This is a genomic window from Pseudonocardia sp. DR1-2 (genome assembly GCF_023717215.1).
GTDB classification, from domain to species: Bacteria; Actinomycetota; Actinomycetes; order Mycobacteriales; family Pseudonocardiaceae; genus Pseudonocardia; species Pseudonocardia alni.
On record NZ_JAMQOF010000005.1, the window covers coordinates 171,591 to 194,582 of the forward strand.

A 22,992-nucleotide genomic window follows, 5' to 3' on the forward strand; every position below is an offset into this window, starting at 1 on the left:
GAGGATCCGCACACGTGAAGCTGCTCGTCACCGGCGGCGCGGGCTACGTGGGCAGCGTGTGCGCCGCGCACCTGCTCGACGCCGGCCACGAGGTCGTCGTGCTCGACGACCTGTCCACCGGCCACCGCGACGCCGTGCCCGCGGGTGCGGAGTTCGTCGAGGGTGAGCTCGGGACCCGCGCCGGGGAGGTCCTGGGCCGCGGCGGGTTCGACGGCGTGCTGCACTACGCCGCCCGCTCGCTGGTCGGGGAGTCCGTCGAGAAGCCCGAGAAGTACTGGGACGGCAATGTCGTGGCCTCGTTCCGGCTGCTCGAGGCCGTCCGGGAGCACGCGGTACCGCGGCTGGTGTTCTCCTCCACCGCCGCCACGTACGGCGAGCCGGAGCAGGTCCCGATCCCGGAGACCGCGCCGACCCGGCCGACCAACCCCTACGGGGCGAGCAAGCTCGCGATCGACCACATGATCACCTCCTACGCGACGGCGCACGGCCTGGCCGCGACGAGCCTGCGGTACTTCAACGTGGCCGGGGCGCACCTGTCCGGCGACACCCCGCTCGGGGAGCGGCACGCGGTCGAGACCCACCTGATCCCGCTGGTCCTGCAGGTCGCCGCGGGCACCCGCGAGTCGATCTCGGTCTACGGCGACGACTGGCCCACCCCCGACGGCTCCTGCGTGCGCGACTACATCCACGTCGACGACCTCGCCGAGGCCCACCTGCTCGCGCTGACCCACGCCGTCGCGGGGCGGCACGACATCTACAACCTCGGCAGCGGTCACGGGTTCTCCGTGCTCGAGGTGGTCGAGGCCTGCCGCGCGGTGACCGGGCACCCGATCCCGGCCGTCGTCGCGCCGCGCCGCGCCGGTGACCCCGCGGTGCTGGTGGCCTCGAGCGAGCAGGCCGCGCAGCATCTGGGCTGGAAGCCGTCGCGGACCGCGATCGCCGAGATCGTCGGCGATGCCTGGGAGTTCGCCCGGTCCCGCTGAACCTGCGCGGCCCGGGGCCGGCTCACCGGGCGGCCGTGTCGTCGGGCGCGTCCGGGTCGAGCATCGCGGTGAGCAGCCGCCGCAGCCCGCCCGGGCCCGCCCACCGTGCGGCGGGTGAGCGCGGGTCGCGGGTGCCGTGCAGGCTCGCCGCCACCACCCCGGCGAGGACGTGGTCGGGCCGTTCGGCCAGCGCCCGCTCCGTCGCCCCGGTCGCGAGCGCGCCGTCGCCGCGCAGCAGGGCGCACACCGCGAGCAGGGCCAGCGGGTGCGCCCGCTGCGGTGACGGCAGGGCCGCGACCAGCACCGCCCACATCTGCTCGGCGTCCGCCGCGCGGGGGCCCAGGCAGCGGCGCAGCGCCTCGTCGCGCACGTCGCCGACGTCGAGGGCGCCGCACAGGGCCAGCGCCAGCCGGTCGTCCACGACGAGCCGGCTCGCCGCGGCCTCGTCCAGGCAGGCGTCGAGCAGGGCGGTGCCGGTCGCGGCACCTACCCGGGCCGGTGCGGCGCCGGTGTCGCGCAACCGGGCCCGGCGGCGACGGGTGCCGGCGTCGGAGTCGAGCGGGGCGAGCACCGCGGCGCGGTCGGGCAGGACGGCCCGGCCGTCGCGAACCGCGGCCGTGACCCCGAGCGTGGTCGACGCAGCGTCGGGAAGCAGCCCGCCGCAGGTGCAGGGCAGGTCGAAGCAGCCCCACCGGTCCCCCTCCCGGGTACCGGTCGCCCAGAGTGCCGCGATCGGCTCGATCCCGGCGTCGAGCAGCTCCCGCCGCGCGGCGGCCCCCACGTCCCGGCGGCTCCGGCGGGGACCCGGCCCGGCGGGGCCCGGGTCGCGCACGACGAGCGCCAGTGCCCGGGCGGGCCGTTCCCCGGCGAGCACCCCGACCGCCTCCCGGCACACCCGGCGGGCCGACGCCGACGAGCGCGGCAGGTCGACCCGCACGGTGAGCCCCAGCCGGTCGTGGAGGTGCGGCCCGGTGACCGAGACGAGCACCAGCGAGTCCCGGGGGTGGAAGCCGAGCAGCACCGGGACCGCGGCGATCAGCTCGGCGGGCCGGTCGAGCCGCAGACCGGGACCGGACGCGGTGCCGGGGGGCCGTCCGGTGGCGGGCAGGTCCTCCGACCCCGGCGACGGGCCGGGGCCGGGGCCGGGGAGGGGGTCGGGCTGGGGGCAGGCGGTCATGCCGCCACGGTCGTCGCGGGCCGGGACGTGCGGAACGCCGTCACCCGACCGGCTGTGGACGGTCCCGCCTCACACCCCTTGCCGAGGGGGTGTCGTGGATGGTTTCCCCCCGCGCCGGGGCAGTCGCCTGCGCCACGCGGTGAACGAGGTGACCGGACCGGCGTGCGGGCGGTACAGCCACGGCCAGGGGTGCACCACGACCGGGCGGACGGCGGCCGAGCGCGTGGTGAACCCGGGGACCGGGGCGTGGGTGACCGCGACGGGCGTGCCGTCGAGCTCGTCGGCGACGACGCCGCGGTGCACCAGCACGGCACGGCGTTCACCCAGGTCGGCGAGGGTCTGCGCGAGGAACACCAGCCGTTTGCCGGACAGCCGCAGCCGGCGCAGCAGCGGCTCGTCGAACACGAACACCGCGGGCAGGTCCGGGTGGGCGTCGAGGGCGGGGTCGGCGTCGCCGAGCGACTCCGCCGTCAGCCACACCGCCTCCGGCGCGGCGCCGGTGGAGACCGGGGCGGCCGGCCCCCCGGTCGTCTCCGGGTCGGGGTCCGAGCGCAGCCGCGGGTCGTGCTCGGGGGCCGGGCGCGAGGGCGGATCGGCGGGCCAGTGCTCGATCGGGCAGGCGTCGGACAGCGCGCAGCTCCCGCACAGCTGCGGGGCGCGCTTGCGGACCTGCCAGCGGGAGAAGCCGTAGGGCTTGCCGGTGCCGGCGCCGACGGTCCACTGCCAGCCGAGCCGGTTCGCCGCGCGGGAGCCGTCGAGCAGGTGCGCGAAGAACTCGCTCTCCCCGCCCGCCCACTCGTGCCCGGCGCGCACGGTCCACTGCGAGGACAGCCACATGCGGGTCTGGTTCACCAGCCAGCCGTCGGTGTGCAGCTCGGTGAGGCAGGCGTCGACGCAGGCCATCTCGGCGGGCCACGGCTCGTCCCATCCCTGTTCGGCGCGGGCGGGGGCCGCGCGCAGGGCGGAGCGGGTGCGGGTGCCGAGCCGGGCGTAGAGGTGGCGGGCGTACTCCTGCCAGCACAGCTCGTCGCGGAACTTGGCGCGGTCGCGCGGCGGGGCGTCGGCGGCGGCGTCCCAGGCGGTCGGCAGGTCGACCAGCCCGTGCCGGATCCACGGCGACAGCGCCGTCGCACCGCGCCGCGACACCGGCAGCACCTCGTTGCGCCGCTTCGCATAGCCGGTCAGGTCCAGTGCCGCGACGGCGGCGTCGGCCGCGGTCTGCCCGCCCCGGAACGCTCCGGAGGCGACGGGCTCGTCGCGGCAGAGGTCACCGAGGTGCTCGCGCACCCAGTCGGTCGCGGTGTCCGGGTGGGGTGTGGGCAGCTGCACCGGAGAAGTCTGCGGCGCCCCGGCCCACCGCGCGCGTCGACCTGCACGAATGTTCTGCGCCCGTTCTGTGTGCACCGCGGGCGGGGGACGGTAGGAACGTCCCATGCACGTGTATCTGGGCGTCGACATCGGTACGTCGGGTTCGAAGGGCGTCCTCGTCGACGCCCGCGGCCGGGTACTGGCCCGGGCCGACCGGGCGCACGAGACCGCACAGCCGCTGCCCGGCCACGTGGAGCACGACGCCGAGGCCGTCTGGTGGGGCGACTTCGTCGCGGTCGTGCGGGAGCTGCTGCCCGCCCTCGACGACGGCACCGAGCTCGCCGGGCTGGGGGTGTCGGGGATCGGGCCGACCCTGCTCCCCGCCGACGGCGACGGCCGCCCGCTGCGCCCGGCGATCCTCTACGGCGTCGACACCCGCGCCGGCACCGAGATCGACGAGCTGAACGCGGAGCTGGGCGAGGACGCGATCCTGGCCCGGGCCGGGACACCGCTGTCCTCGCAGGCGGTGGGGCCGAAGTGGCGGTGGCTGGCCCGGCACGAGCCGGAGGTGTTCGCCCGCACCGAGATGTTCCTGATGTGCTCGTCCTACCTGGTGCACCGGCTCACCGGCGAGTACGTGCTCGACCACCACTCGGCCAGCCAGTGCGACCCGATGTACGACCTGGCCGCCGCGGACTGGGCGCCCGACTGGGCCGAGCGCACCGCCCCGGGCATCACGCTGCCCCGGCTGCTGTGGCCGACCGAGGTCGCCGGGCGGGTGAGCGCGGCGGCGGCCGCCGCGACCGGGCTGCCGGAGGGGCTGCCGGTCACCGCCGGCACCGTCGACGCCTGGGCCGAGGCCACCAGCGCCGGCGTCACCGGCGCCGGGGAGGTCATGGTCATGTACGGGACGACGATGTTCCTCATCGAGGTCATCGACCGCCCGCACCCGCACCCGGCGATGTGGACGACCCGCGGCGTCGTACCGGGGTCGTTCACCCTGGCCGCGGGGATGGCGACCTCCGGGGCCATCACGAACTGGCTGCGCGACCTCACCGGGGAGGGCTTCACCGGGCTCGTCGCCGAGGCCGCGGAGGTGCCGCCGGGCAGCGGCGGGCTGCTGCTGCTCCCCTACTTCGCCGGGGAGCGGACCCCGCTGTTCGACCCGGACGCCCGCGGCGTGCTCGCCGGGCTGACCACCGGGCACACCCGCGGCGAGGTCTACCGGGCCGCGCTGGAGGGCATCGCGCACGGCGTCCGGCACAACCTGGAGGTCATGCGGTCCGCGGGCGGCGGCACGAAGCGCCTGGTCGCCGTCGGCGGCGGGGTGCAGGGCGGGCTGTGGACCCGGATCGTCACCGACGTGACCGGGGTCCCGCAGGACGTGCCGGAGCAGACCGTCGGCGCCGCGCTCGGCGACGCGTGGCTGGCCGCCGTCGCGACCGGGGCCGAGCCGCGGCTGCGCGACTGGAACCCGGTCGCCCGCACGGTCGAGCCGGACCCGGCGGCCCGCGAGGTCTACGACCGCTTCCACCCGCACTACCGCTCGCTCTACACCGCCACCCGGGAGACCGCGCACTTCCTCGCCGACGAACGGAGACGCTCCTACCGCGCGTGACACGCTGTTCACACCGGTGTGGTTGCCGCGCGGCGCGGCGGCCACCACGCTGGGCGGGTGAGTGCCGACGAGTCACCCGCCCACGACTACGACCTGCTGGTGATCGGCTCCGGTCCCGGGGGGCAGAAGGCCGCGATCGCCGCGGCGAAGCTCGGGAAGCGGGTGGCGATCGCCGACCGCGGCCACATGATGGGCGGGGTCTGCGTCAACACCGGCACCATCCCGTCGAAGACGCTGCGCGAGGCGGTGCTGTACCTGTCCGGGTTCAGCCAGCGCGAGATGTACGGCGCCAGCTACCGGGTCAAGTCCGAGATCACCATCGACGACCTGCTGGCCCGCACCCGGCACGTGATCGGCCGCGAGACCGAGATCGTGCGCAGCCAGCTGCTGCGCAACCACGTCGACATCCTGACCGGGACGGCGCGCTTCACCGACCCGCACACCGTCGTCGTCGAGGGGACGGGGCGGGGTGACCACAACCAGGTCACCGCCTCGAACTTCGTCGTCGCGACCGGGACCCGCCCGGCCCGCCCGGACACCGTCGCGTTCGACGGCGAGCGGGTCGTCGACTCCGACCAGGTGCTGCAGCTGGGCCGGGTGCCGGGCTCGATGGTCGTCGTCGGCGCGGGGGTGATCGGCATCGAGTACGCCTCGATGTTCGCCGCGCTCGGCACGCGGGTGACCGTGGTGGAGAAGCGGGACTCGATGCTCGGGTTCTGCGACCCGGAGGTCGTGGAGTCACTGAAGTTCCACCTGCGCGACTCGGCGGTCACGTTCCGGTTCGGCGAGGAGGTGTCCTCGGTCGAGGTGAACGGCCGCGGCACGGTGACCAGCCTGGCCAGCGGGAAGAAGATCCCGGCCGACATGGTCATGTACTCGGCGGGCCGCCAGGGCATGACCGAGGAGCTGGGCCTGGACGCGGCCGGTGTCCGGGCCGACGACCGGGGGCGCATCGAGGTCGACAAGCAGTACCGGACCTCGGTCGAGCACATCGCGGCGGTCGGCGACGTGATCGGGTTCCCGGCGCTGGCGTCGACGAGCATGGACCAGGGCAGGCTCGCCGCCTACCACCTGTTCGGCGAGCCCGTCCGCGAGCTGCACGAGCTGCAGCCGATCGGCATCTACACGATCCCGGAGATCTCGTTCTGCGGGCGGACCGAGGCCGAGCTGACGGCGGCGTCGATCCCGTACGAGACCGGGCTGTCGCGCTACCGCGAGCTCGCGCGCGGCGCGATCGTCGGCGACTCCTACGGCATGCTGAAGCTGCTGGTGTCGCCCGAGGACCACCGGCTGCTCGGGGTGCACGTGTTCGGCACGAACGCCACCGACCTCGTGCACATCGGGCAGGCCATCATGGGCTGTGGCGGGACGGTGGACTACCTCGTCGACACCGTCCTGAACTATCCGACGCTGTCGGAGGCGTACAAGGTCGCCGCGCTGGACGCCACGAACAAGATCCGTGCGCTGGAGTCGGTCCAGAACTCCTGACTCAGGTGTAGCGGAACCCGTTCGCGTCGAGCCACGGCTTCGGGTTGATCTTGGTTCCGCTCGGGTCGACGACCTCGATGTGCAGGTGCGGGCCGGTGGACTGGCCGCGGTTGCCGACCTCGGCGATCTGCTGGCCTGCCGCCACCTTCTGGCCGACCGAGACCAGCGAGCGGTTGATGTGGCCGTAGACGGTGACCGTGCCGTCGGCGTGCCGGACCCGGACCCACATCCCGAACCCGCTGGCGGGGCCGGAGCTGATGACGGTGCCGGCGATCGGTACGTGGATCGGGGTACCGATCGGGGCGGCGATGTCGAGGCCCATGTGCTTCGTGCCCCAGCGGGAACCGAAGCCCGAGGTGACCCGGCCGGTCACGATCGACACCGCACCGCCCGCGGAGGCGGACTGCAGCGCGCCGGTGGCACCCGCGGCGCGGGCGGCCTCGGCCGCCCGGGCGCGCTCCTCGGCGGCCTTGCGGACCTGGTCGACCGAGGCGGTGGCGGCCTGGACCGCGGAGGCGGCCCTGGCGCGGCCGGTGTCGGCGACGGCGACGGTGCGCGCGGCCGCCGACGGGGCGGCGGCCGGGGCGGCCAGCGAGGCGATGGTGGCCGGGTCCGCGATCGGCGAGGCGGCGTCGTCCGCGGCGGCCCGCGGGGCGGGCACGGCGGCGGGGAGCGCGGCGTCCTGGCTCGACACCGACGACGATCCCGCCGTGTCGAACCAGGACGTCACGGTCGCGGACAGGTCGCCGGAGCCGACACCCGCGTGGGCGGTGGCGGCGATGCCGCCCACCGCGACGACGGCGGCGGTGATCCGGGTCGAGGCCGACCAGCGTGAGCCGTCCTCGGCCCCGGCGTCACGGGCGCGCCGGACGTGCGGACCTGCGGGGAACGAGCCGACCGGGACCCCGATCCCGGCCACCGCGAACTGCGGGGCCAGGAGCGCGAGGCTCGCCTGACGGCTCCGGGGGGAGCGATGCCGTGCCACGACCCTTCCTTCCGGATCCCGGAACGGCGGACAACCCGTGGGGAGCGGGCGGCCCCCTGGGGAGGAGCCGCGTCCGGTTCGTGACCGTTCCGTGATCTGACTCCGACGCTAGCCGGACGCAACGGACGGAAGAACCCGATCGGGTGATCACGAGACCGACGGGACGTTGCGGGCGGTGAGCGGACGCCGCCGGCCACTCACCCCGGCCACCTGCCGTTCACCGTGGCGCCGGCCCGGCCGGTCCACCTCGGACAGGGCCCTGAGCTGGGCTTTCCGTCGGCCGCGCGCGACGGCCGAGTGGTCGTGGCCGGGGGCGTCGCGGTCCACGCCCTCACCCACGGTGAGAACTCGTGCGCGGTGGCTCCGCGACGCGCGCTCCGCGCAGGCGGCCGGCCCGGGACCCGTTCGGCGCACCTCGTCGTCGACGGCGCGTGCACCCGCTCACCCGGTGCCCGGATTGCCGTCACGGTGTCGCGCGGGTTGTCTGGACGGGTGCGCCGCCTCCTGGTCCCCCTGCTGACGTGCGCGTTGCTGGTCGTCCTGGCGCCGGCGGCCCTCGCCGACCCGGCACCGGCCACCGCGGCCGCCGCCCCCGTCCGGTACGTCGCGCTCGGTGACTCCTACGCCGCGGGCGTCGGGGCCCGGCCGGACCCGGCCACCGGCGACTGCCGGCGCAGCACCGCGTCCTACCCGGCACTGTGGGCGGCCCGGCACGACCCGGCGTCGTTCGTCAGCGTCGCGTGCAGCGGCGCCACCAGCGGCGAGGTGATCGCCCGGCAGGTGCGCACCGTCTCCGCGGACACCACCCTGGTGACGATCACCGTCGGCGGCAACGACACCGGGTTCGGTCCGGTCCTGGCCGCCTGCAGCACCGCCCGCGACGACGAGACCTGCCTGCGCGCCGTCCGGGGCGGGGAGCGTGCCGCCCGCTGGGTCGCGCCCGGCGGGCTGATCTCGACCATCGTCGGGGTCCGGCTGCAGGCCCCCGGCGCGACGATCCTGGTCCTGGGCTACCCGCGGCTGTTCGAGCCGGGCGCCGACTGCGACGTCCCCGGCGTCCCGAACGCCGTCCGCCGCGAGGCGCTGAACCGGGCGGCGGACACCCTCGACGCCGCCCTCGCCGACGCGGCAGGGCGGTTCCGGGGCCGGTTCGTCGACGTCCGCGCCGCCCTCGCCGGGCACGGGGTCTGCTCCGCCGACCCGTGGATCACTCCCCCGCCCGCGTCGGCCCCGGCGGTCTACCACCCGACCGCCCAGGGCTACCGCGACGGCTACCTGCCTGCGCTCGAGGCGGCCGTCACCCTCCCCTGACTACCAGGTCCTCGCCCGCTCGTCCCCCGGCGGACAGCCGCTCGACACCGGCCGGACCGGCCACGCCACGATGGTTCCCAGGCACCGCCCCCGATCCTGAGGACCCACCTCGTGCGACGCCTGCTCGGCACCCTCCTCGTCCCAGCCGCCCTCCTCGCGACGGCCACGTCCGGCCTCGCCGACACCGACCGTCCCCGGTCCGGTCCGGAGGTCGTCGCGCACCGCGGCGCCTCCGCCGACGCCCCGGAGAACACCCTCGCCGCCGCCGACGAGGCACTGGCCCAGCGGGCCGACGCCGTCGAGGTCGACGTCCAGCGCACCGCGGACGGCCACCTCGTGCTCGTCCACGACGCCACGCTGACCCGCACCACCGACGTCGCACGGGTCTTCCCCACCCGCGCCCTGGCACCGGTCGGTGCGTTCACCCTCGCCGAGCTGCGCCGTCTCGACGCCGGGTCGTGGTTCTCCCCCGCCTCCGCCGGGGAACGCATCCCGACCCTCGGGGAGTTCGCCGACCGGCTCCGCGGCCGCGCGGACCTGCTGGTCGAGCTGAAGGACCCGGCGCGGTACCCGGGAGTGGAGAAGGAGGTCGCCTACGAGGTCGACGGCCGGCGCGGGGTCGTCGTGCAGTCCTTCGACCACGACGTGATGCGCAGCTTCGCCGAGGCCGCCCCGGACGTCCCGGCCGGATGGCTGTTCGACGGGCGCCCGACCGCGGCGCAGCTCGACGACGCCGCCGCCCACGGGGTCACCCAGATCAACCCGTCGTTCGAGGTCGTCGACGCGGCGCTGGTCGCCGAGGTCGCGGCGCGCGGGATGCAGACCGGGACGTACACGGTCGACGCCCCCGGCGACATGCGGCGGATCGCGGACACCGGGGTGGACCGGATCATCACCGACCGGCCCGCGGTGCTGCGGACGGTCCTCGCGGGCTGACCCGATCCGCGTCCGCGCCGCCGACCCACCGCCGACATCCACCTCACACCACGCGCCCTAGACTTCTCCTCGCGGCGCGGGCACCTTCCCCGCCGGTGAGCGGAGGATCGGGGATGACGGCTGTACGGCGGCCAGGACTGCTCGTCCCGGCGGCACTGGCCCTGCTCCTGGTGGGGGGCTGCGGCAGCTCGCTGGCGACCCAGCCGGGTTCGTCGTCCCGCACGGTCGTCACGACCCAGAACCGCCCCTCCAGCCCCTTCTGCGACGCCGTCGAGGCGAGCCGGACCGCCACCCAGCCGTTCAACGGGGTGGGCATCGGCCGCTCGATCTCCGACGTCGGCGAGGTCACCGCGAACGTCCGGCAGGCGAACCAGCAGGTCACCTCGCTCGCACCGCAGGAGATCCGCGCGGACTTCGAGCGGGTGGACCAGCTCGTCGAGCGTCAGCTCGCCCTGCTGGAGGCCAACGGCGGGGACACCCTCGCCGTCGCCCGTGACCCGGGGATCGCGCAGGACCGGGCGGACCCGGAGTACCAGGCCGCGTCGCAGCGGATCCGGGACTACGTGCGGTCGACCTGCACCTGACCGTCGACGACGACCGGTGCGGTACGCCGCCACCCCAGGTAGCGGTCGGCCTCGACCAGCAGGGCTCCGCCCAGCCACATCGCGACGACCGCGTCGTCGCCGAGGCCGAACACGGTCAGGAACGCCTCGGGCACCAGGTCGACCGGCGACACCAGGTAGGCCAGGGCCATCAGGAACAGCGCGACCCGGCCCTTGCCGAGGTGCGGGTAGGTGCCGCGCCAGGCATCGCCGGCCATGGCGGGCAGTGCCCGGAACCGTTCGACGGGGCCGGGCTCGCCGGGGCGGCCGCGACGGGTGAGGGCACGGAACAGTGTCGCGAACGCGGCCGTGCGGCCGGCGGGGCGACCTGCGGTGGCACTCGCTGCAGTCATGTCCGGTCCAACGCACGGCGCACCCCGGTCGTTCCCGGCGAAACGGTCACGTCACACCGGGGACGACCGGGGGCGGGGTCAGTGCGAGGCGAGGTAGATGTCGCGCAGCACCCCGGCCTCGGTGCTCATCTCGGCCAGCCGCTGCTTGACGACGTCACCGATGCTGATCATCCCGACGAGCCGTCCGTCGTCGACGACGGGCAGGTGGCGGTGGCGCCAGCGGTTCATCAGACCCATGGCCTCGGTGAGCGAGTCCTCCGGCGAACAGGTCACGACGTGGCGGGTCATGACGTCGGCGACGGTGAGATCCAGCAGGCCCGCGCCGTCGGTGGCGAGCCGGCGCACGATGTCGCGTTCGGAGACGATGCCGTCGACGCGTTCGCGACGGCCGTCGTCGGAGACGACGAGCGCGCCGATCGCCGGCGGACCGGCGAGCCGGGTCGCGGCCTCGGCGATGGTGTTCCACGACAACACGGTGTGCACCGTGTCGCCCTTGATCCGCAGGATGTCCGACACCTTCATGGAACTCTCCCTTCGACGTCCCTATTGTTGCGCTTGCGCAGTAGTTGTGCAATGGCAAAGATTGGTCGACGCAACGGTCAGCGCGGAGTAAAGATCGCTGGTGAGGGAGGTGGACGGGGATGACCGACGCACACGGCCGAGATCGGGATCACCCGGACGGCGCGACGGTGGAGGCGGGCCTGGCGCTCGCGCGCGCGTTCACCGGCATCAGCGTGCGCGCGGTGGCGGCGGCCGGGGACGCCGTGACCGTGCCCCAGCTGCGGGTCCTCATGCTGATCGCGGACGCGGGACGCACCAACGTCACCGCGGTCGGGCGTGAACTCGACGTCCACCCGTCGAACGCCACCCGGGTGCTCGTGCGCCTCGGGCGGGCCGGCCTGGTCGAACGCCGCCCCGACCCGGACGACCGGCGGCACCTGCTCGTCGAGCTGACCCCGGCCGGACGGGAGCTGATCGGCGAGGTCGACGCCCACCGTCGCGCCGCGGTCGCCGACCTGCTGGGCCGGGTACCGCCCGAGCGACGGGTGGGTGCGGCCGAGCTGCTGTCCGCGCTGGCCGACGCGGCGGCCCCGCCGACGCCCTAGGATCGGAGGGTGTGAGCGAGGACGCCCCGACCGACGTCGCCTCCCTGCGGGCCGCCGTCGCGGCGGGGGCGCGCCCGCGGTTCGTCCCGTTCTGGGGCTCCGAGCCCGCGCCGGGCGACGTGCACGTGCTGAGCCAGTGGCATCCGTCGCCGTTCGTCGTCGACGGGGTCCGCTACGCCACCGCCGAGCACTGGATGATGGCGGCCAAGGCCCGCACCTTCGGCGACGACGACGCGCTCGCCCGCGTCCTGTCCGACGACGACCCGGACACCGCCAAGCGGGCCGGGCGCGAGGTCCGGGGCTTCGACTCGAAGGTGTGGGCCGCGCACCGGGTCGAGGTCGTCGTCGCGGGCAACCGGGCCAAGTTCCGCTCCGCCGAGCGGCTCACCGCGGCCCTGCTGGGTACCGGCGACGCGGTGCTCGTCGAGGCCTCCCCCGTCGACCGGATCTGGGGCATCGGCCTGGCCGCCGACGACCCCGACCTCGGCGCGCCGGACCGCTGGCCCGGCCGGAACCTGCTGGGCTTCGCCCTGATGCGGGTGCGCGCCGGGCTCGGGAGCCACTGACCCCGACCGGCCCGGGTCAGACCGCCCCGGGGTACCGGGAGCGGCGCGGACGGCGGGCCCGGCGCGCCACCAGCACCGCCCCCACCCCGGTCACGACGGCGCCGCCGACGTAGGGCACGGCGGCCCGGGCGATCTCCCCCGCCCGTCCGACGAGCGCCGCACGCCGCGCCGCGAGCCCCGCGCCGAGCCGGTCCAGGCTCGCCCGCAGCTCGCGCGCGGCGTCGACGACCTGGTCGTCGCGGCCGTCGGACCGCGCGGAGAGCCGGTCCCGCAGCTGCGCCGCGGAGACATCGCTGAGGTCGAGCTCCTCGGCCGTGTCCTCCGGTGCCTCGCCGGCCGGGCCGGCTCCTGCGTCGTGACGCCCCACGACTCCCCCTCACATCCGGCGGACCGCCCGCCGGCCCGCCGGGACAGTCAACCCGCCACGGGCCGCTCCGCGCACCCTCAGGACATTCTCAGACCGTCACCGTTGCAACGTAGAGCAGTCGCGATATATCGTGATGGCACACGAGCCGATCGACGAGGAGGCTCACGACGAGAGGACCACGCGTCATGACCACGCGCGACATGTTCCGGAGCCCCTTCGGGCCCCGCACCCACCGACACCCCCGGGGCCACCGCGGCGCCGGGTTCCCCTGCGGCCCGGAGGAGGCAGCCATGCACGACACCCCCGACGTCCACGGCGACGACAGTGACGATCCCCGCGACGAGGGCGGACCCGGCCACCGCCGCGGTCGCGCCCACCGCCACGGACGCGGGCCCGGCGGGCGGGGCTTCGGTCCCGGCCGCGGGTTCGGCCCCGGCGGCCCGTTCGGTCCCGGAGGCCCGTTCGGCCCCGGAGGCTTCGGCCCGGGCGGGTTCGGTCCCGGAGGCTTCGGCCCGGGCGGGTTCGGCCCCGGCGGGCCCCGCGGCCGGCGCGGCAAGCGTGCCCGCGGCGACGTGCGCACCGCGGTGCTCGCGGTCGTCGCCGACGGCCCGCGGCACGGCTACGAGATCATCCAGGAGATCACCGGCCGCTCCGGCGGGCAGTGGAAGCCGAGCCCCGGCTCGGTGTACCCGATGCTGTCCCAGCTGGAGGACGAGGGCCTGGTCCGGTCCGAGCAGACCGAGGGCCGTCGGGTCGTCCACCTGACCGAGGAGGGCACCCGGCACGTCGAGGAGCACCGCGCCGAACTCGACGCGGTGTGGGCGCCGTTCGCCGAGGACGCCGAGGCCGCCGAGTCGGACCCGGCGACCGGCCTGGTCACCGAGCTCGGCCGGCTCGCCGCCGCCGCGCGGCAGGTCGCCGAGGCCGGCTCCGAGACGCAGGTGGCGTCGGCGACCGAGGCGCTGACCGAGGCCCGCAAGGCGCTGTACCGGCTGCTGGCCGAGTGAGGCCCGCCGAGCGAGCGGGCGACACCGGGTGAGGCCCGCCGGACGAGCGGGCGACACCGGGTGAGGCCCGCCGAAGGTGCGGGCGAGACCGGGTGGGGCCCGCCGGACGGGCAGACCGCTCCGTGTGCGACGGGGGCGGGACCGCGATGGTCCCGCCCCCGTCGTCGTCTACCGGGTCTGTCGCCGGCGCCGGTTGCGGCGCAGCGCCTCCCGCAGCGGCGGGACGACGGTGCCCTCGGCGGCCATCACCCGGCGGGCCTTGCGCCGCGCGAGGACGACCGCGACGGCGGTGAGCGCCCAGATCGGGAACTGCACGAGCCAGGCCAGCCGGAACGCCTCGGGGGTGTAGCCGCCGGACACGCTGAGCACGAGCCCGACCAGCAGTGTGGTGGTGAGCGAGGCGGTGAACCCGCCGACGTTGACGATCCCGACGGCGGTGCCGCGCCGGTGGGCGGGGTTGAAGGTGCGGGCGTAGTCGAAGCCGACGGCGGAGCAGGGGCCGTTCGCGGCGAGCACCACCACGAGCAGCACGAGCAGCCACAGCGGCGCGGGCGGCGGGACGAGCAGCACGACCGTCCACACGAGCGCGGTCGCGCCGATGACCGACAGCACGAGCCAGGAGCGGCGCAGCGGGTGGCGGGCGGTGAACTCGCCGAACACCGGGCCGACGACGGCGCCGGCGAGGACGAGCACGGTCAGCATCACCGAGGCGCCGGTGGGTGTCATCCCCTGCCCGGCGACGAGGTAGGGCACGCCCCACAGCAGCGCGAACACCAGGCCGGAGAACTGGGTGCCGGCGTGCGACCAGAGCCCGAGGCGGGTGCCCGGGTGCGCCCAGGCGCCCTTGAGGCCGTCGACGACCTCGCGGGGGCTGCTCGCCGGGGCCGGGGCCGGGCTGCCGGGCGGGCGGTCGCGGAACACGGCGAGCACCGCGACCGTGGCGACGACGCCGATCCCGGCGGCGGACAGGAACGCGGTCGTCCAGCCGTAGGCGTGCAGGACGGTGGCGAGCGGGATCGCGGAGAGCACCTGGCCGAACTGGCCGAGCAGCGCCGTGATCTGCGTCATCAGCGGCACCCGGCGCGGCGCGAACCAGGTGGCCAGCACCGACAGCACCGAGATGAAGGTCAGGGCGTCGCCGACGCCGACGAGCACGCGGGCGGCGATGGCCAGCGGCAGCGAGGTGGCGAGTGCGACGAGCACCTGCGCCGCGGTCATGGTGACGGCGCCGGCGAGCACCATGGTGCGGGCGCCGAACCGGTCGAGCAGCAGCCCGACCGGCACCTGGAGGGCGGCGTAGACCAGCAGCTGCAGGACGAGGAACCCGGCGAGCACGGTCGGGGACGCGCCGAACCGCTCCGCCGCCTCCAGCCCGGAGACGCCGAACGAGCTGCGTTGCAGCACCGCCACGACGTAGGCGAACAGACCGGCGGACCAGACGAGGTAAGCGCGACGTGACGTGTGCATGACGAACGACCATTCTGGTCCATCCCGGACGGGCGGGGTGTACCGGCGGGGGCGTGTCACACGGGGTCGGTGGTCACACCGCGACCGGGCAGGCCGTAGCGGGCTCCGGATAGGGTCGCGGTGCACGCCACGACTCGGAGGACGCCGGTGCTCGATCCCGCTCAGCTGTACCAGGTCGATCCGGCCGCGCCGGCGCTCGACGAGCCGGTCCTGATCGTTGTGCTGGACGGTTTCGTCGACGCCGGCAACGCGGGTGCGCTCGCGGTCGGCGCGCTGACCGACGAACGCGAGGCGGTCCGGGTGGCCCGGTTCGACGTCGACCAGCTCGTGGACTATCGGTCGCGACGCCCGCCGCTGCGGTTCGAGACCGACCGCTGGGCCGACTACGACCCGCCGGAGCTCGACGTCGTCGCGCTGACCGACACCGGGGACACGCAGTACCTGCTGCTCGCCGGTCCGGAGCCGGACATGCAGTGGGAGCGGTTCGTCGCCGCGGTCGGGCTGCTGGTCGAGCAGCTCGGGATCCGGCTGGTGATCACGTTGCAGGGCATCCCGATGGCCGTGCCGCACACGCGTCCGATCGGGGTGACCGCGCACGGCACCCGCCCGGAGCTGGTGGAGGGTCACACCCCGTGGTTCGCGACCGCGGACGTCCCGGGCAGTGCCGCGGCGTTGCTGGAGTACCGCCTCGGGCAGGCCGGGCAGGACGTCGTGGGCTACGCCGTGCACGTGCCGCACTACCTGTCGCGCTCGGCGTACCCGCAGGCCGCGCGGGTGCTGCTGGACCACGCGGGGCTGTCGGCGGGGCTCTACCTGCCGACCGAGACGCTGACCCGTGCCGCCGAACAGGCCGAGTCCGAGATCGCCGAGCAGATGGCGGCGTCGGAGGAGGTCGGCCAGGTCGTCTCGGCGCTGGAGGAGCAGTACGACCAGGTCGTCGCGGCCCGGGAGTCCGGTGACCTGCGGGACGGCCTGGAGGGCGGCGAGCTGCCCAGCGGCGACGAGCTGGCCGCGGAGTTCGAGCGTTTCCTCGCCGGCGGTGGCGACGACAAGCCGGGCGGGAAGTCCGGCGACGAGCCGCCGCACGAGCCGCCCGCTCCCCCGCTGCCGCCCGCGACCTGACCGGTCCTCCCCCGGCGGGTCAGGCGCCGAGCGCGAGGGCGTGGTGCACCCGGCCCCGGCCGCCGGGTCCGTGCAGCACCGCCTCGACCCAGCAGCCGACCGGCCGGGCCGTGAGCCCGGCCGCGGTGGCGGTCAGCCAGGCGTCGTGGACGGCGAGGCCGGCCCGGACGTGCTGGGCGACGGTGTCCGGGCCGGGGTCGACGTCCCCGGTGACGACGAGCAGCCCGCCGACGCCGGTGAGGTCGGGCAGGCCGCAGGCCCGCCGGGTCAGCGCGGCCGCGAGCGGGTGGCCCGCGTCGAGCAGGGCCGCCTGCTGTCCCGCGCCGAGCCGGGTCCGGGCGACCCGGTCGAGCCCGGGGTCCGCGACCAGCGGACGGAGGCTCGCGAACGGTGCCGAGCGGCGTGCGCGGAGCACGGCCGCCGGGTGCGGGTCCGCGCTCGCACCGAGCGGGACGGCGCCGTCGGGGCCAGGTCCGGTCGTGAGCACGACACGGGAGCGGTCGCCGTCGGGGACGAGGTGGGCCGTGCGGGGTCGGCGCAGCGTCGCCGCGGCGGCGAGGACGGCGGCGGCCGCGTGGCCGAGGTCGAGCAGCAGCACCGGCAGCGAGCGGGGGCCGTAGCGCCACGTGGTCCGCTCCGGTGCGAGGTGGAGGACGAGGTCCGCGTGGTCGTCGGGACCCGGGTCGGCGGGCCCGCCGTCGAGGGCGTGGGCGAGCGGGTCGTAGACGCGACCGCCGTCGCGGCCGCCCGTGGTCGGGTCGTGGACGCGGGCGTCGACCGGGTAGCGGCCGCCCGCCGACGGCACCCGGCGCAGCCGCACCCCGCCGACCACCCGGTCCGGGTCGGCGGCCAGCGACAGCGCCAGCAGTGCACCGGTCCCCGTGCCGTCGCGGGGCAGGGGCACCGGCCGGGCCGCCGTGGTCGCCTCGGCGGGGCGGGCGGTGTGGTCGGTGGGGCCCGGGTCGGCGCCGGACCAGGCGAGCCGGAACGCCGCGGCGGTCCGGGCCTCCTCGGCGCCGCCGGTCCGGTGCCGCTGCCCCTCCGGTCCGGGCCCCGGTGCGGCCCGGCCCGGGGGCGGTGCGGCCCGGCCCGGGGGCGGCACCGTCACAGGAACGGCGGCGGGCAGTGCACGAGCCCGTCGGGACCGGCGGCCGGGTCGAGGTCGAGCCCGTGGGCGCGGGCGGTGTCGCGCCAGCGGGGCAGCCCCCAGTACCGGAACGCGGCGGGCGCGTTGGGGACGAGCCCGGTGGCGCAGGTGCGGACCACCCGCCAGGGGGTCTCGGCGACGTCGGGCGTGGTGAGGTCCACGCGGGCGATGCGGTGCCCGTCGGCGAGCAGCGCGGCGGTCAGCGACGCGAGGTCCCCGGCCGGCCCGGTGCGCAGCGGGCCGCGGGTCGCGGGCGCGGTGAACCGGGGCAGATGCTCCTCCTGCACGCGCGGGTCGAGCCACACCTGCACCTGGGCGCCGAGGTCGCGCACGGCGGCGTAGCGCCCGCCGGCGTCGTCGCGGTAACGGCGGTCGGTGCGGTGGTCGAGGTAGAGGCCGCGGGCGAGGACACCGGCGTCGATCGAGGCGTACACCCAGCCGTCGGGGTCGAGCAGTCCGCGGGTGAACACCCAGGTGTGGACGGCCTCCAGCACCGCCTTGGTGGCGGCCTCGGCGGCGTCGAAACGGGCGGCGCCACCCCCGGCGACGATCCCGGTCTCCGGGTCGACGACGACGGCACCGACCACGGCCGCCGGGTACTCGGTGGGCAGCTCGACGAGATGGACGTCGAACGCGGCCCCGGCCAGCGCGGCGTCGAGGCCGGGGACCGACGCCCGGTCGATGCCGTGCGAGGGCAGCCCGAGGTGCCACCAGCGTTCCAGCGCGTCGCGTTCGACGAGCTCGAGCAGGCCGCGCCGGTGGGCGTCGACGGCGCCGTCGCCGGTGGCGATGCCGGCGTAGTTGAGGTGGTGGAAGCGGGGCTCGTCGCGACGGGCCCCGCTGTGGTGGTTGAGCAGCGCCCAGGAGGCGGGCAGCCAGGTCGGCTCCTCGTCGGCCTCGACGCCGGCGATCCAGCGGATCGGCAGGTCCTCGGTGAAGCGCTGGTAGGGACGGCCGTCCTGCCAGTGCGCGAGCAGCGGCAGCTCCTCGGGTCCCCAGCACCGGTGTCCCGCGGCGCGCAGCTCCGCGGCCGTGGTCAGCGGCAGGTCGCGCGGGACGCGGTTGCCGCAGTAGCGCTCGACCGCCTCGCCGAGTGCGGCGGTGCGGGCGCCGTCGCGGTCGCCGAAGGTGGTGCCGAGGCTGACCCGGTCCGCGGGCCAGGCGCCGAGCCGGCGCGCGTCGGACACCTCCGCGGTGACGGCGGTGTAGGCGGCGGGCAGCCCCGGCACGGGGGCGACGTCGACCAGCCGGCGGACGATCCCGCCCAGCGGGTCGACCAGCACCTCCACCGGCAGTACGGGAACGGTCGGTGCCGTCACAGGGTGACCTCCTCGGGGATGGCGGCCGCGGCGACCTCGTCGCGGCCGGGTCGGACGTGCGGCAGGTCCAGGCGCAGCGCGTGGACGGTGCGGCGGTCGGCGCGCAGCTCGGTCGCGTGCGCCGGGTCCCGTCCGGTGTGCGGGTTGCGGGCGTGTGCGGGCCAGTGGTGCCCGGCGATCTCGATGCGCAGCCGGTCGCCCTCGGCGAGCGCGGCACCGACCGGCGGGGTGGTGACGACGACCTCCGGCGACGCCGGTCCGCGCCGGCGGTGGACCGCGGTGACGAGGTCGTGGCCGCGGAGCCCGACCCGGACGACCCAGTCGGCGTCGGGGGCGTCGGTGTCGCCGGTGACGGTGACGACCAGGGGCCCGGCGAGCACCCCGGCCGGCAGGGGCGGAGTGTGGGCGACGACCCGGTCGGCAGGACGGCCCGCGGCGGCCGACTCGGTGGTTGCGGCGGTGGTCGCGCTGGTGGTTGCGGCGGTGGTCGCGCTGGTGGTTGCGGCGGTGGTCGCGCTGGTGGTTGCGGCGGTGGTCGCGCTGGTGGTTGCGGCGGTCGTCCCGGTGCTGGTGGCAGGGATCGCCGCAGGGGGCGTAGCGGCGGGAGCGGCGCCGTCGGTCGGCGCGAGAGCCGGCGTGGGTGCGCCGGGCGGGCGGGACCGGACGGGCCGCTCGGGGTCGGCGACGAAGCCGGCGGGGAACCCGTCCGGCGGCGCCGCGGCGACCGTGAGTACCGGCCCGTCCCCGGCCCGCACCCAGCGCCCCGTCTCCCCCACCGCGACGAGTGCCCCGCGCCCCCGCGGCCGGCCCTGCACCGCGGCGCGGGCCCAGGCGGCGTAGACCGCGCCGATCCGTCGTCCGGCCAGGACCGCGCCGGGTGCGGGGGCGTCGAGCTCGTGCCCCCACGGCCCCAGGACGAGCCGCGACGGCCCGCCCCAGCGCCGGGCGAGCTCCTGGGTCCGGGCGGCGAACGGGTCCGCGGTGCCCCCGACGGCGAGCAGCGGCATCGCGGCCCGCGCGATCCCCGACCACAGCCACGGGGTCTCCTCGGGTGCGTCCCACAGGTCGGCCCACCCGTCCGGGGCGGGTGTCAGGGCACCGGAGACCGGCAGGGTCGCGGCCGCCGACGGGGCGGCGGGACGCGCGCCCGCACCGTGCTCGGACCACCAGCCGATCCGGCAGGCCAGCCGGGCGGCGCCGCCGGGTTCGCGGGCGGTCTCGCCGGGCCCGAGTGCCGGTACCGCGGCGAGCACCCCGCACACGCCGGGGTCGGCGAGGGCACCGGCGACCGCGCAGTGCGCCCCGTAGCTGGCGCCGGCCAGCACGACCCGGCCGTCGCACCCGGGGGTCGCGCGCAGCGCGGCGAGCGCGGCGACGCCGTCGCCGGTCTCGTGGGCGTAGGGCCGGAACTCCCCCGTCGAGCCGCCGCGCCCCCGGACGTCGACGACGAGGCAGCCGAACCCGTGCGCGGCCCAGCCGCGGGCCTCGGGCAGCAGCCGCCCGCGGCCGTAGGGGGTGCGGATGAGCACCGCGGGCCAGGTCGCTGCGGCGGGGCGGACGAGGGTGGCGGCGAGCCGCACCCCGTCGGGCGCGGTCAGGTCGAGGTCGTCGGTGCCCTGGACTGCCGGGCCGGGCCGGGCGGGGTCGGTCACGGCGCGCTGTCGGGGACCGGCAGGAGTGGGTGGTCGGCGATGGCGGCGGTGTCGAGGTCGACCACCCGCAGGCGGCGCCGGGCCGGCAGGGCGGACGGGACGAGGTCACCGACCGCCGGGACGTCGTGGCCGGCGGCCCAGGCGCGCACGTCGGCGGCGAGCAGCGCGGCCAGCAGGGCGTGGTCGCCGGGCCCGGTCGGGGCGGCCGGGGCGGCCTCCCAGTACGCGAGCAGATGCGGGTGCCCGGATCCGGCCGCGGCGAGACGGCGGGCGCGGACGTCGGCGTGCCCGGCGTCGCCGGGGTGTACGGCGGGAGGTTCCAGGATCCCGTGCCGGCCCTCGACGGCGAGCCGGAACACGGCCGTCCCGCGGTCGGGCAGCCGGTCCAGCGCGGTCCAGGAGGCGGGTGCCGGCCCGTCGGCGACGACGCAGACCGCGGTCGGCGTCGTGGACGCATCCGCGCTCCCCGTGGCGTCGACGCCGGTCGCCGGGCGCGTGGGGTCCGGGCGGGCCGGGACGGCCGCGAGCTCTCCGACCGTCCCGCGCAGCACCCGCACGGTGGGCCCGGCGAGCGCGGTGGCGACGGCGTCGGCCAGCGCGCCGTCACCGGCGACGGTCACGGTGGCCGTCCGGGCCGGGCGGGTGTCGTCGAGGTACCCGGCCGCGGCGAACGCGCCGCGCTCCGGGTCGAGTCCCGGCGGAGGTGTGGGGTCGGCGCCGTCGAACCAGCGGGTCAGCGCCTCGACCGTGCCGCGGGGCAGCTCGACCCCACGCAACCGGCCGGAGGCCTCCCGCAGCGCCGAGCCCCGCCCGGGGACCTCGAACACGCTCACGCCCGGTCGCAGTCGTTCCACTGGCACTCCCTGGTCCGTCGGTCGGTCACGGCAGACCGCGGGCCCGGCACCGTCACCGGTGCCGGGCCCGCGGCGGGTGTCACTCCTGCTCGGCGGCCTGCTCGGTCGCGAACGGGTTCTCGACGAGGGCGTTGGAGTGGCTCGCGGAGTTGTGCGGCAGGGCGCGCTCGGCCTCGAGCTCGGTGAAGATGTCCTTCATCGTTTTCTCCTCCAGTGGGTGACATCGTCCGGTTCCGGACCACTCCATCGTGATCACAAACGACATCGATTTTCAACAGTGGTCAACGTCTCGTTACCCACTATTGGTGATGACTGTCGTTTCACACTATGGTTCCCGCATCCCCGACGGAAGGACCCCGTGAGCGAGACGGCCCCGACCGCCCCCGAGCAGGAACGCGCCGACCTGCGCCGCTACCTCGCCGCCCGGGTCGTCTCGGTCGCCGGCTCCCTGGTCGCCGCGGTCGCCCTGCCCGTGCTCGTCTACCGGCTGACCGGCTCGCCCGCGTGGACGGCGGCGATCGCGACCGCGGAGGCACTCCCCTACCTGCTGTTCGGGCTGGTCGCGGGAGCGCTGGCCGATCGGGTCGACCGCAGGCGGCTCATGGTCGGCGTCGACCTGGCGTGCGGCGCGGTGCTCGCGGGGATCCCGCTCGCCTGGTGGGCCGGGGTACTCACCCCGTGGCAGGTGCTCGGCACGGCGGTCGCGGTGCAGACCGGTTTCGTCTTCTTCGACGCCGCGAACTTCGGCGCCCTGCCCACGCTGGTCGGGCCCGACCGGATCACCGCGGCGTTCTCCACCCTCTACGGCGCGACGACCGTCGTCGAGCTCGTCGTGCCGCCGCTCGCCGGGCTGGCCGTCGCGACCCTGGCCCCGGCCGGGCTGCTGTCGGTCACCGCGCTCACCGCGGTCGCGTCGGCACTGCTGATCCGGTCGGTCGCCGGGAGCCTGTCCCCCGGGCCCGGCACCCGCGCGCCGACCCGGATCCTCGCCGACGTGCGCGAAGGCCTGGCACTGCTCATGGGCCATCCGGTGGTCCGCACGCTGACGCTGGTCGGCACCACCCAGGCCGTCGCGGGCGGTGCCTGGCTCGCGATGACCGTGCCGTGGGCGGACCGGGTGCTCGGCATCCGCGCCGACGGCGACGCCCGGCTCGGCCTCCTGTTCGCCTGCTGGGGTGTGGGCGGGCTGGCCGCGGCCCGGCTGGTCCCGCGGCTGTCGGAGCGCTGGGGCGGGGCGCGGCTCGCGCTGGCCGGGCTGCCGGTGTCGCTGGCCTGCGCGGTCGCGGTGGTGTCGGCGACGCACTGGGTCCCCGCACTCCTCACCGCGACGGCGTTCGGGGCGGCGTACTCGACGGTCGTGCTCAACGCCGTCACCTACCGGCTGCAGGTCACGCCCGAGCACGCCCGCGCCCGGGTCTCGACGACCGCACGGATGCTGTCCTGGGGCCTCGGCACCCCCGCCGGGGCGGCCCTGGCCGGCGTCGTGGCGACGACACCGGCGGGCCCGCGCGGCGGTCTGGCGGCCGGGGCCGCGGTGCTGGCCGCCGGGGTCGCGCTGGCGTGGCTCACCCCGCCGCTGCGCCGGGCCGCCCGCGGGTAGGGCCCGTCGCGGGTCCCGCGAGAT

Annotated in this window: 23 protein-coding genes; 11 read left to right on the forward strand and 12 right to left on the reverse strand. The window is 76.5% G+C overall.

All coding sequences use genetic code 11. From position 1 onward, the window contains the following. The first annotated feature begins 14 nt into the window (after window positions 1-14). Window positions 15-983, forward strand: coding sequence for a UDP-glucose 4-epimerase GalE (gene galE, locus ND486_RS16570; protein WP_062396005.1), 969 nt, complete (start codon window positions 15-17; stop codon window positions 981-983). 22 nt (window positions 984-1,005) lie between these two features. Here galE and ND486_RS16575 read toward each other — a convergent pair whose 3' ends face one another. Both ND486_RS16575 and ND486_RS16580 read right to left on the reverse strand, forming a co-directional pair. Next, on the reverse strand, window positions 1,006-2,160 hold the full coding sequence (locus ND486_RS16575; RefSeq protein ID WP_251785038.1) for a DUF4192 domain-containing protein: 1,155 nt from the start codon (window positions 2,158-2,160) through the stop codon (window positions 1,006-1,008). A gap of 69 nt (window positions 2,161-2,229) precedes the next feature. Then, window positions 2,230-3,489, reverse strand: coding sequence for an FAD-binding domain-containing protein (locus ND486_RS16580; RefSeq protein WP_251785039.1), 1,260 nt, complete (start codon window positions 3,487-3,489; stop codon window positions 2,230-2,232). Between the two features lie 103 nt (window positions 3,490-3,592). On the opposite strand from ND486_RS16580, the gene ND486_RS16585 reads away from it, so the two are divergent. Both ND486_RS16585 and sthA read left to right on the forward strand, forming a co-directional pair. Further along, window positions 3,593-5,086 carry an FGGY-family carbohydrate kinase gene (locus ND486_RS16585; RefSeq protein WP_251785040.1) on the forward strand — a complete coding sequence of 498 codons (1,494 nt, stop codon included), beginning with the start codon at window positions 3,593-3,595 and terminating at the stop codon, window positions 5,084-5,086. A gap of 57 nt (window positions 5,087-5,143) precedes the next feature. Beyond that, the gene (gene sthA / locus ND486_RS16590; protein ID WP_062396008.1) at window positions 5,144-6,574 is read left to right on the forward strand and encodes a Si-specific NAD(P)(+) transhydrogenase; all 1,431 of its coding nucleotides are present in this window, start codon (window positions 5,144-5,146) and stop codon (window positions 6,572-6,574) included. 1 nt (window position 6,575) lies between these two features. Here the strand turns inward: sthA and ND486_RS16595 are convergent, their stop codons facing one another. Beyond that, entirely contained in the window at window positions 6,576-7,559 is a 984-nt protein-coding gene (locus tag ND486_RS16595) for a M23 family metallopeptidase (RefSeq protein WP_251785041.1), read from the reverse strand. Between the two features lie 492 nt (window positions 7,560-8,051). On the opposite strand from ND486_RS16595, the gene ND486_RS16600 reads away from it, so the two are divergent. From ND486_RS16600 to ND486_RS16610, 3 genes are all read left to right on the forward strand, one after another. Further along, complete coding sequence (locus tag ND486_RS16600; protein WP_251785042.1) at window positions 8,052-8,870, forward strand: SGNH/GDSL hydrolase family protein; 819 nt, start codon at window positions 8,052-8,054, stop codon at window positions 8,868-8,870. A gap of 111 nt (window positions 8,871-8,981) precedes the next feature. Then, window positions 8,982-9,806, forward strand: coding sequence for a glycerophosphodiester phosphodiesterase family protein (locus ND486_RS16605; protein WP_251785043.1), 825 nt, complete (start codon window positions 8,982-8,984; stop codon window positions 9,804-9,806). Between the two features lie 113 nt (window positions 9,807-9,919). After that, the gene (locus tag ND486_RS16610; protein WP_145983027.1) at window positions 9,920-10,390 is read left to right on the forward strand and encodes a hypothetical protein; all 471 of its coding nucleotides are present in this window, start codon (window positions 9,920-9,922) and stop codon (window positions 10,388-10,390) included. On the opposite strand, the gene ND486_RS16615 is transcribed toward ND486_RS16610, so the two are convergent. Continuing rightward, on the reverse strand, window positions 10,366-10,761 hold the full coding sequence (locus ND486_RS16615) for a YkvA family protein (protein WP_251785044.1): 396 nt from the start codon (window positions 10,759-10,761) through the stop codon (window positions 10,366-10,368). The two genes, ND486_RS16610 and ND486_RS16615, sit on opposite strands and share 25 nt — an antisense overlap. A gap of 78 nt (window positions 10,762-10,839) precedes the next feature. Beyond that, a complete protein-coding gene (locus ND486_RS16620; RefSeq protein ID WP_251785045.1) occupies window positions 10,840-11,283 on the reverse strand; it encodes a CBS domain-containing protein in 444 nt (147 codons plus the stop codon). 119 nt (window positions 11,284-11,402) lie between these two features. On the opposite strand from ND486_RS16620, the gene ND486_RS16625 reads away from it, so the two are divergent. Further along, complete coding sequence (locus ND486_RS16625) at window positions 11,403-11,867, forward strand: MarR family transcriptional regulator (protein ID WP_251785046.1); 465 nt, start codon at window positions 11,403-11,405, stop codon at window positions 11,865-11,867. Window positions 11,868-11,878: 11 nt separating this feature from the next. Continuing rightward, entirely contained in the window at window positions 11,879-12,433 is a 555-nt protein-coding gene (locus tag ND486_RS16630) for an NADAR family protein (protein WP_251785047.1), read from the forward strand. Window positions 12,434-12,449: 16 nt separating this feature from the next. Here ND486_RS16630 and ND486_RS16635 read toward each other — a convergent pair whose 3' ends face one another. Continuing rightward, on the reverse strand, window positions 12,450-12,800 hold the full coding sequence (locus ND486_RS16635; protein ID WP_251785048.1) for a hypothetical protein: 351 nt from the start codon (window positions 12,798-12,800) through the stop codon (window positions 12,450-12,452). A 290-nt stretch (window positions 12,801-13,090) separates the two neighbouring features. Here ND486_RS16635 and ND486_RS29205 point away from each other — a divergent pair, with 290 nt between their 5' ends. Continuing rightward, window positions 13,091-13,807 (forward strand): PadR family transcriptional regulator, encoded by a 717-nt coding sequence (locus tag ND486_RS29205; RefSeq protein WP_285898831.1) that lies wholly within the window; start codon window positions 13,091-13,093, stop codon window positions 13,805-13,807. A 168-nt stretch (window positions 13,808-13,975) separates the two neighbouring features. Here ND486_RS29205 and ND486_RS16645 read toward each other — a convergent pair whose 3' ends face one another. Next, the gene (locus tag ND486_RS16645; RefSeq protein WP_251785049.1) at window positions 13,976-15,274 is read right to left on the reverse strand and encodes a nitrate/nitrite transporter; all 1,299 of its coding nucleotides are present in this window, start codon (window positions 15,272-15,274) and stop codon (window positions 13,976-13,978) included. A gap of 147 nt (window positions 15,275-15,421) precedes the next feature. Between ND486_RS16645 and ND486_RS16650 the strand changes: the two genes are divergently transcribed. Then, window positions 15,422-16,396, forward strand: a complete 975-nt coding sequence (locus ND486_RS16650; protein ID WP_062396020.1) for a proteasome assembly chaperone family protein — start codon at window positions 15,422-15,424, stop codon at window positions 16,394-16,396. A gap of 19 nt (window positions 16,397-16,415) precedes the next feature. Here ND486_RS16650 and ND486_RS16655 read toward each other — a convergent pair whose 3' ends face one another. From ND486_RS16655 to amiA, 5 genes are all read right to left on the reverse strand, one after another. Then, on the reverse strand, window positions 16,416-17,498 hold the full coding sequence (locus ND486_RS16655) for a hypothetical protein (RefSeq protein ID WP_251785050.1): 1,083 nt from the start codon (window positions 17,496-17,498) through the stop codon (window positions 16,416-16,418). A 2-nt stretch (window positions 17,499-17,500) separates the two neighbouring features. After that, window positions 17,501-18,862: a YcaO-like family protein gene (locus ND486_RS16660; RefSeq protein WP_251785051.1), complete on the reverse strand. Its 1,362-nt coding sequence runs from the start codon at window positions 18,860-18,862 to the stop codon at window positions 17,501-17,503. Next, a complete protein-coding gene (locus tag ND486_RS16665; RefSeq protein ID WP_251785052.1) occupies window positions 18,859-20,514 on the reverse strand; it encodes a CocE/NonD family hydrolase in 1,656 nt (551 codons plus the stop codon). Before ND486_RS16665 ends, ND486_RS16660 begins: the two co-directional genes overlap by 4 nt. Further along, window positions 20,511-21,347: a hypothetical protein gene (locus ND486_RS16670; protein ID WP_251785053.1), complete on the reverse strand. Its 837-nt coding sequence runs from the start codon at window positions 21,345-21,347 to the stop codon at window positions 20,511-20,513. The genes ND486_RS16665 and ND486_RS16670 overlap by 4 nt, the downstream gene beginning before the upstream one ends. Before the next feature lie 100 nt (window positions 21,348-21,447). Continuing rightward, a complete protein-coding gene (amiA, locus tag ND486_RS16675; RefSeq protein WP_020625778.1) occupies window positions 21,448-21,567 on the reverse strand; it encodes a streptamidine family RiPP in 120 nt (39 codons plus the stop codon). A 159-nt stretch (window positions 21,568-21,726) separates the two neighbouring features. Between amiA and ND486_RS16680 the strand changes: the two genes are divergently transcribed. Beyond that, the gene (locus tag ND486_RS16680; protein WP_251785054.1) at window positions 21,727-22,968 is read left to right on the forward strand and encodes an MFS transporter; all 1,242 of its coding nucleotides are present in this window, start codon (window positions 21,727-21,729) and stop codon (window positions 22,966-22,968) included. Window positions 22,969-22,992 lie beyond the last annotated feature (24 nt).

Excerpts from the sequence above, each read along its gene's own strand:
- ND486_RS16575 (WP_251785038.1), bottom strand. The coding sequence starts at position 2,160 with ATGACCGCCTGCCCCCAGCCCGACCCCCTCCCCGGCCCCGGCCCCGGC.
- ND486_RS16585 (WP_251785040.1), top strand. The coding sequence starts at position 3,593 with ATGCACGTGTATCTGGGCGTCGACATCGGTACGTCGGGTTCGAAGGGC.
- ND486_RS16610 (WP_145983027.1), top strand. The coding sequence starts at position 9,920 with ATGACGGCTGTACGGCGGCCAGGACTGCTCGTCCCGGCGGCACTGGCC.
- ND486_RS16615 (WP_251785044.1), bottom strand. The coding sequence starts at position 10,761 with ATGACTGCAGCGAGTGCCACCGCAGGTCGCCCCGCCGGCCGCACGGCC.
- ND486_RS16620 (WP_251785045.1), bottom strand. The coding sequence starts at position 11,283 with ATGAAGGTGTCGGACATCCTGCGGATCAAGGGCGACACGGTGCACACC.
- ND486_RS16625 (WP_251785046.1), top strand. The coding sequence starts at position 11,403 with ATGACCGACGCACACGGCCGAGATCGGGATCACCCGGACGGCGCGACG.
- ND486_RS29205 (WP_285898831.1), top strand. The coding sequence starts at position 13,091 with ATGCACGACACCCCCGACGTCCACGGCGACGACAGTGACGATCCCCGC.
- ND486_RS16645 (WP_251785049.1), bottom strand. The coding sequence starts at position 15,274 with ATGCACACGTCACGTCGCGCTTACCTCGTCTGGTCCGCCGGTCTGTTC.
- amiA (WP_020625778.1), bottom strand. The coding sequence starts at position 21,567 with ATGAAGGACATCTTCACCGAGCTCGAGGCCGAGCGCGCCCTGCCGCAC.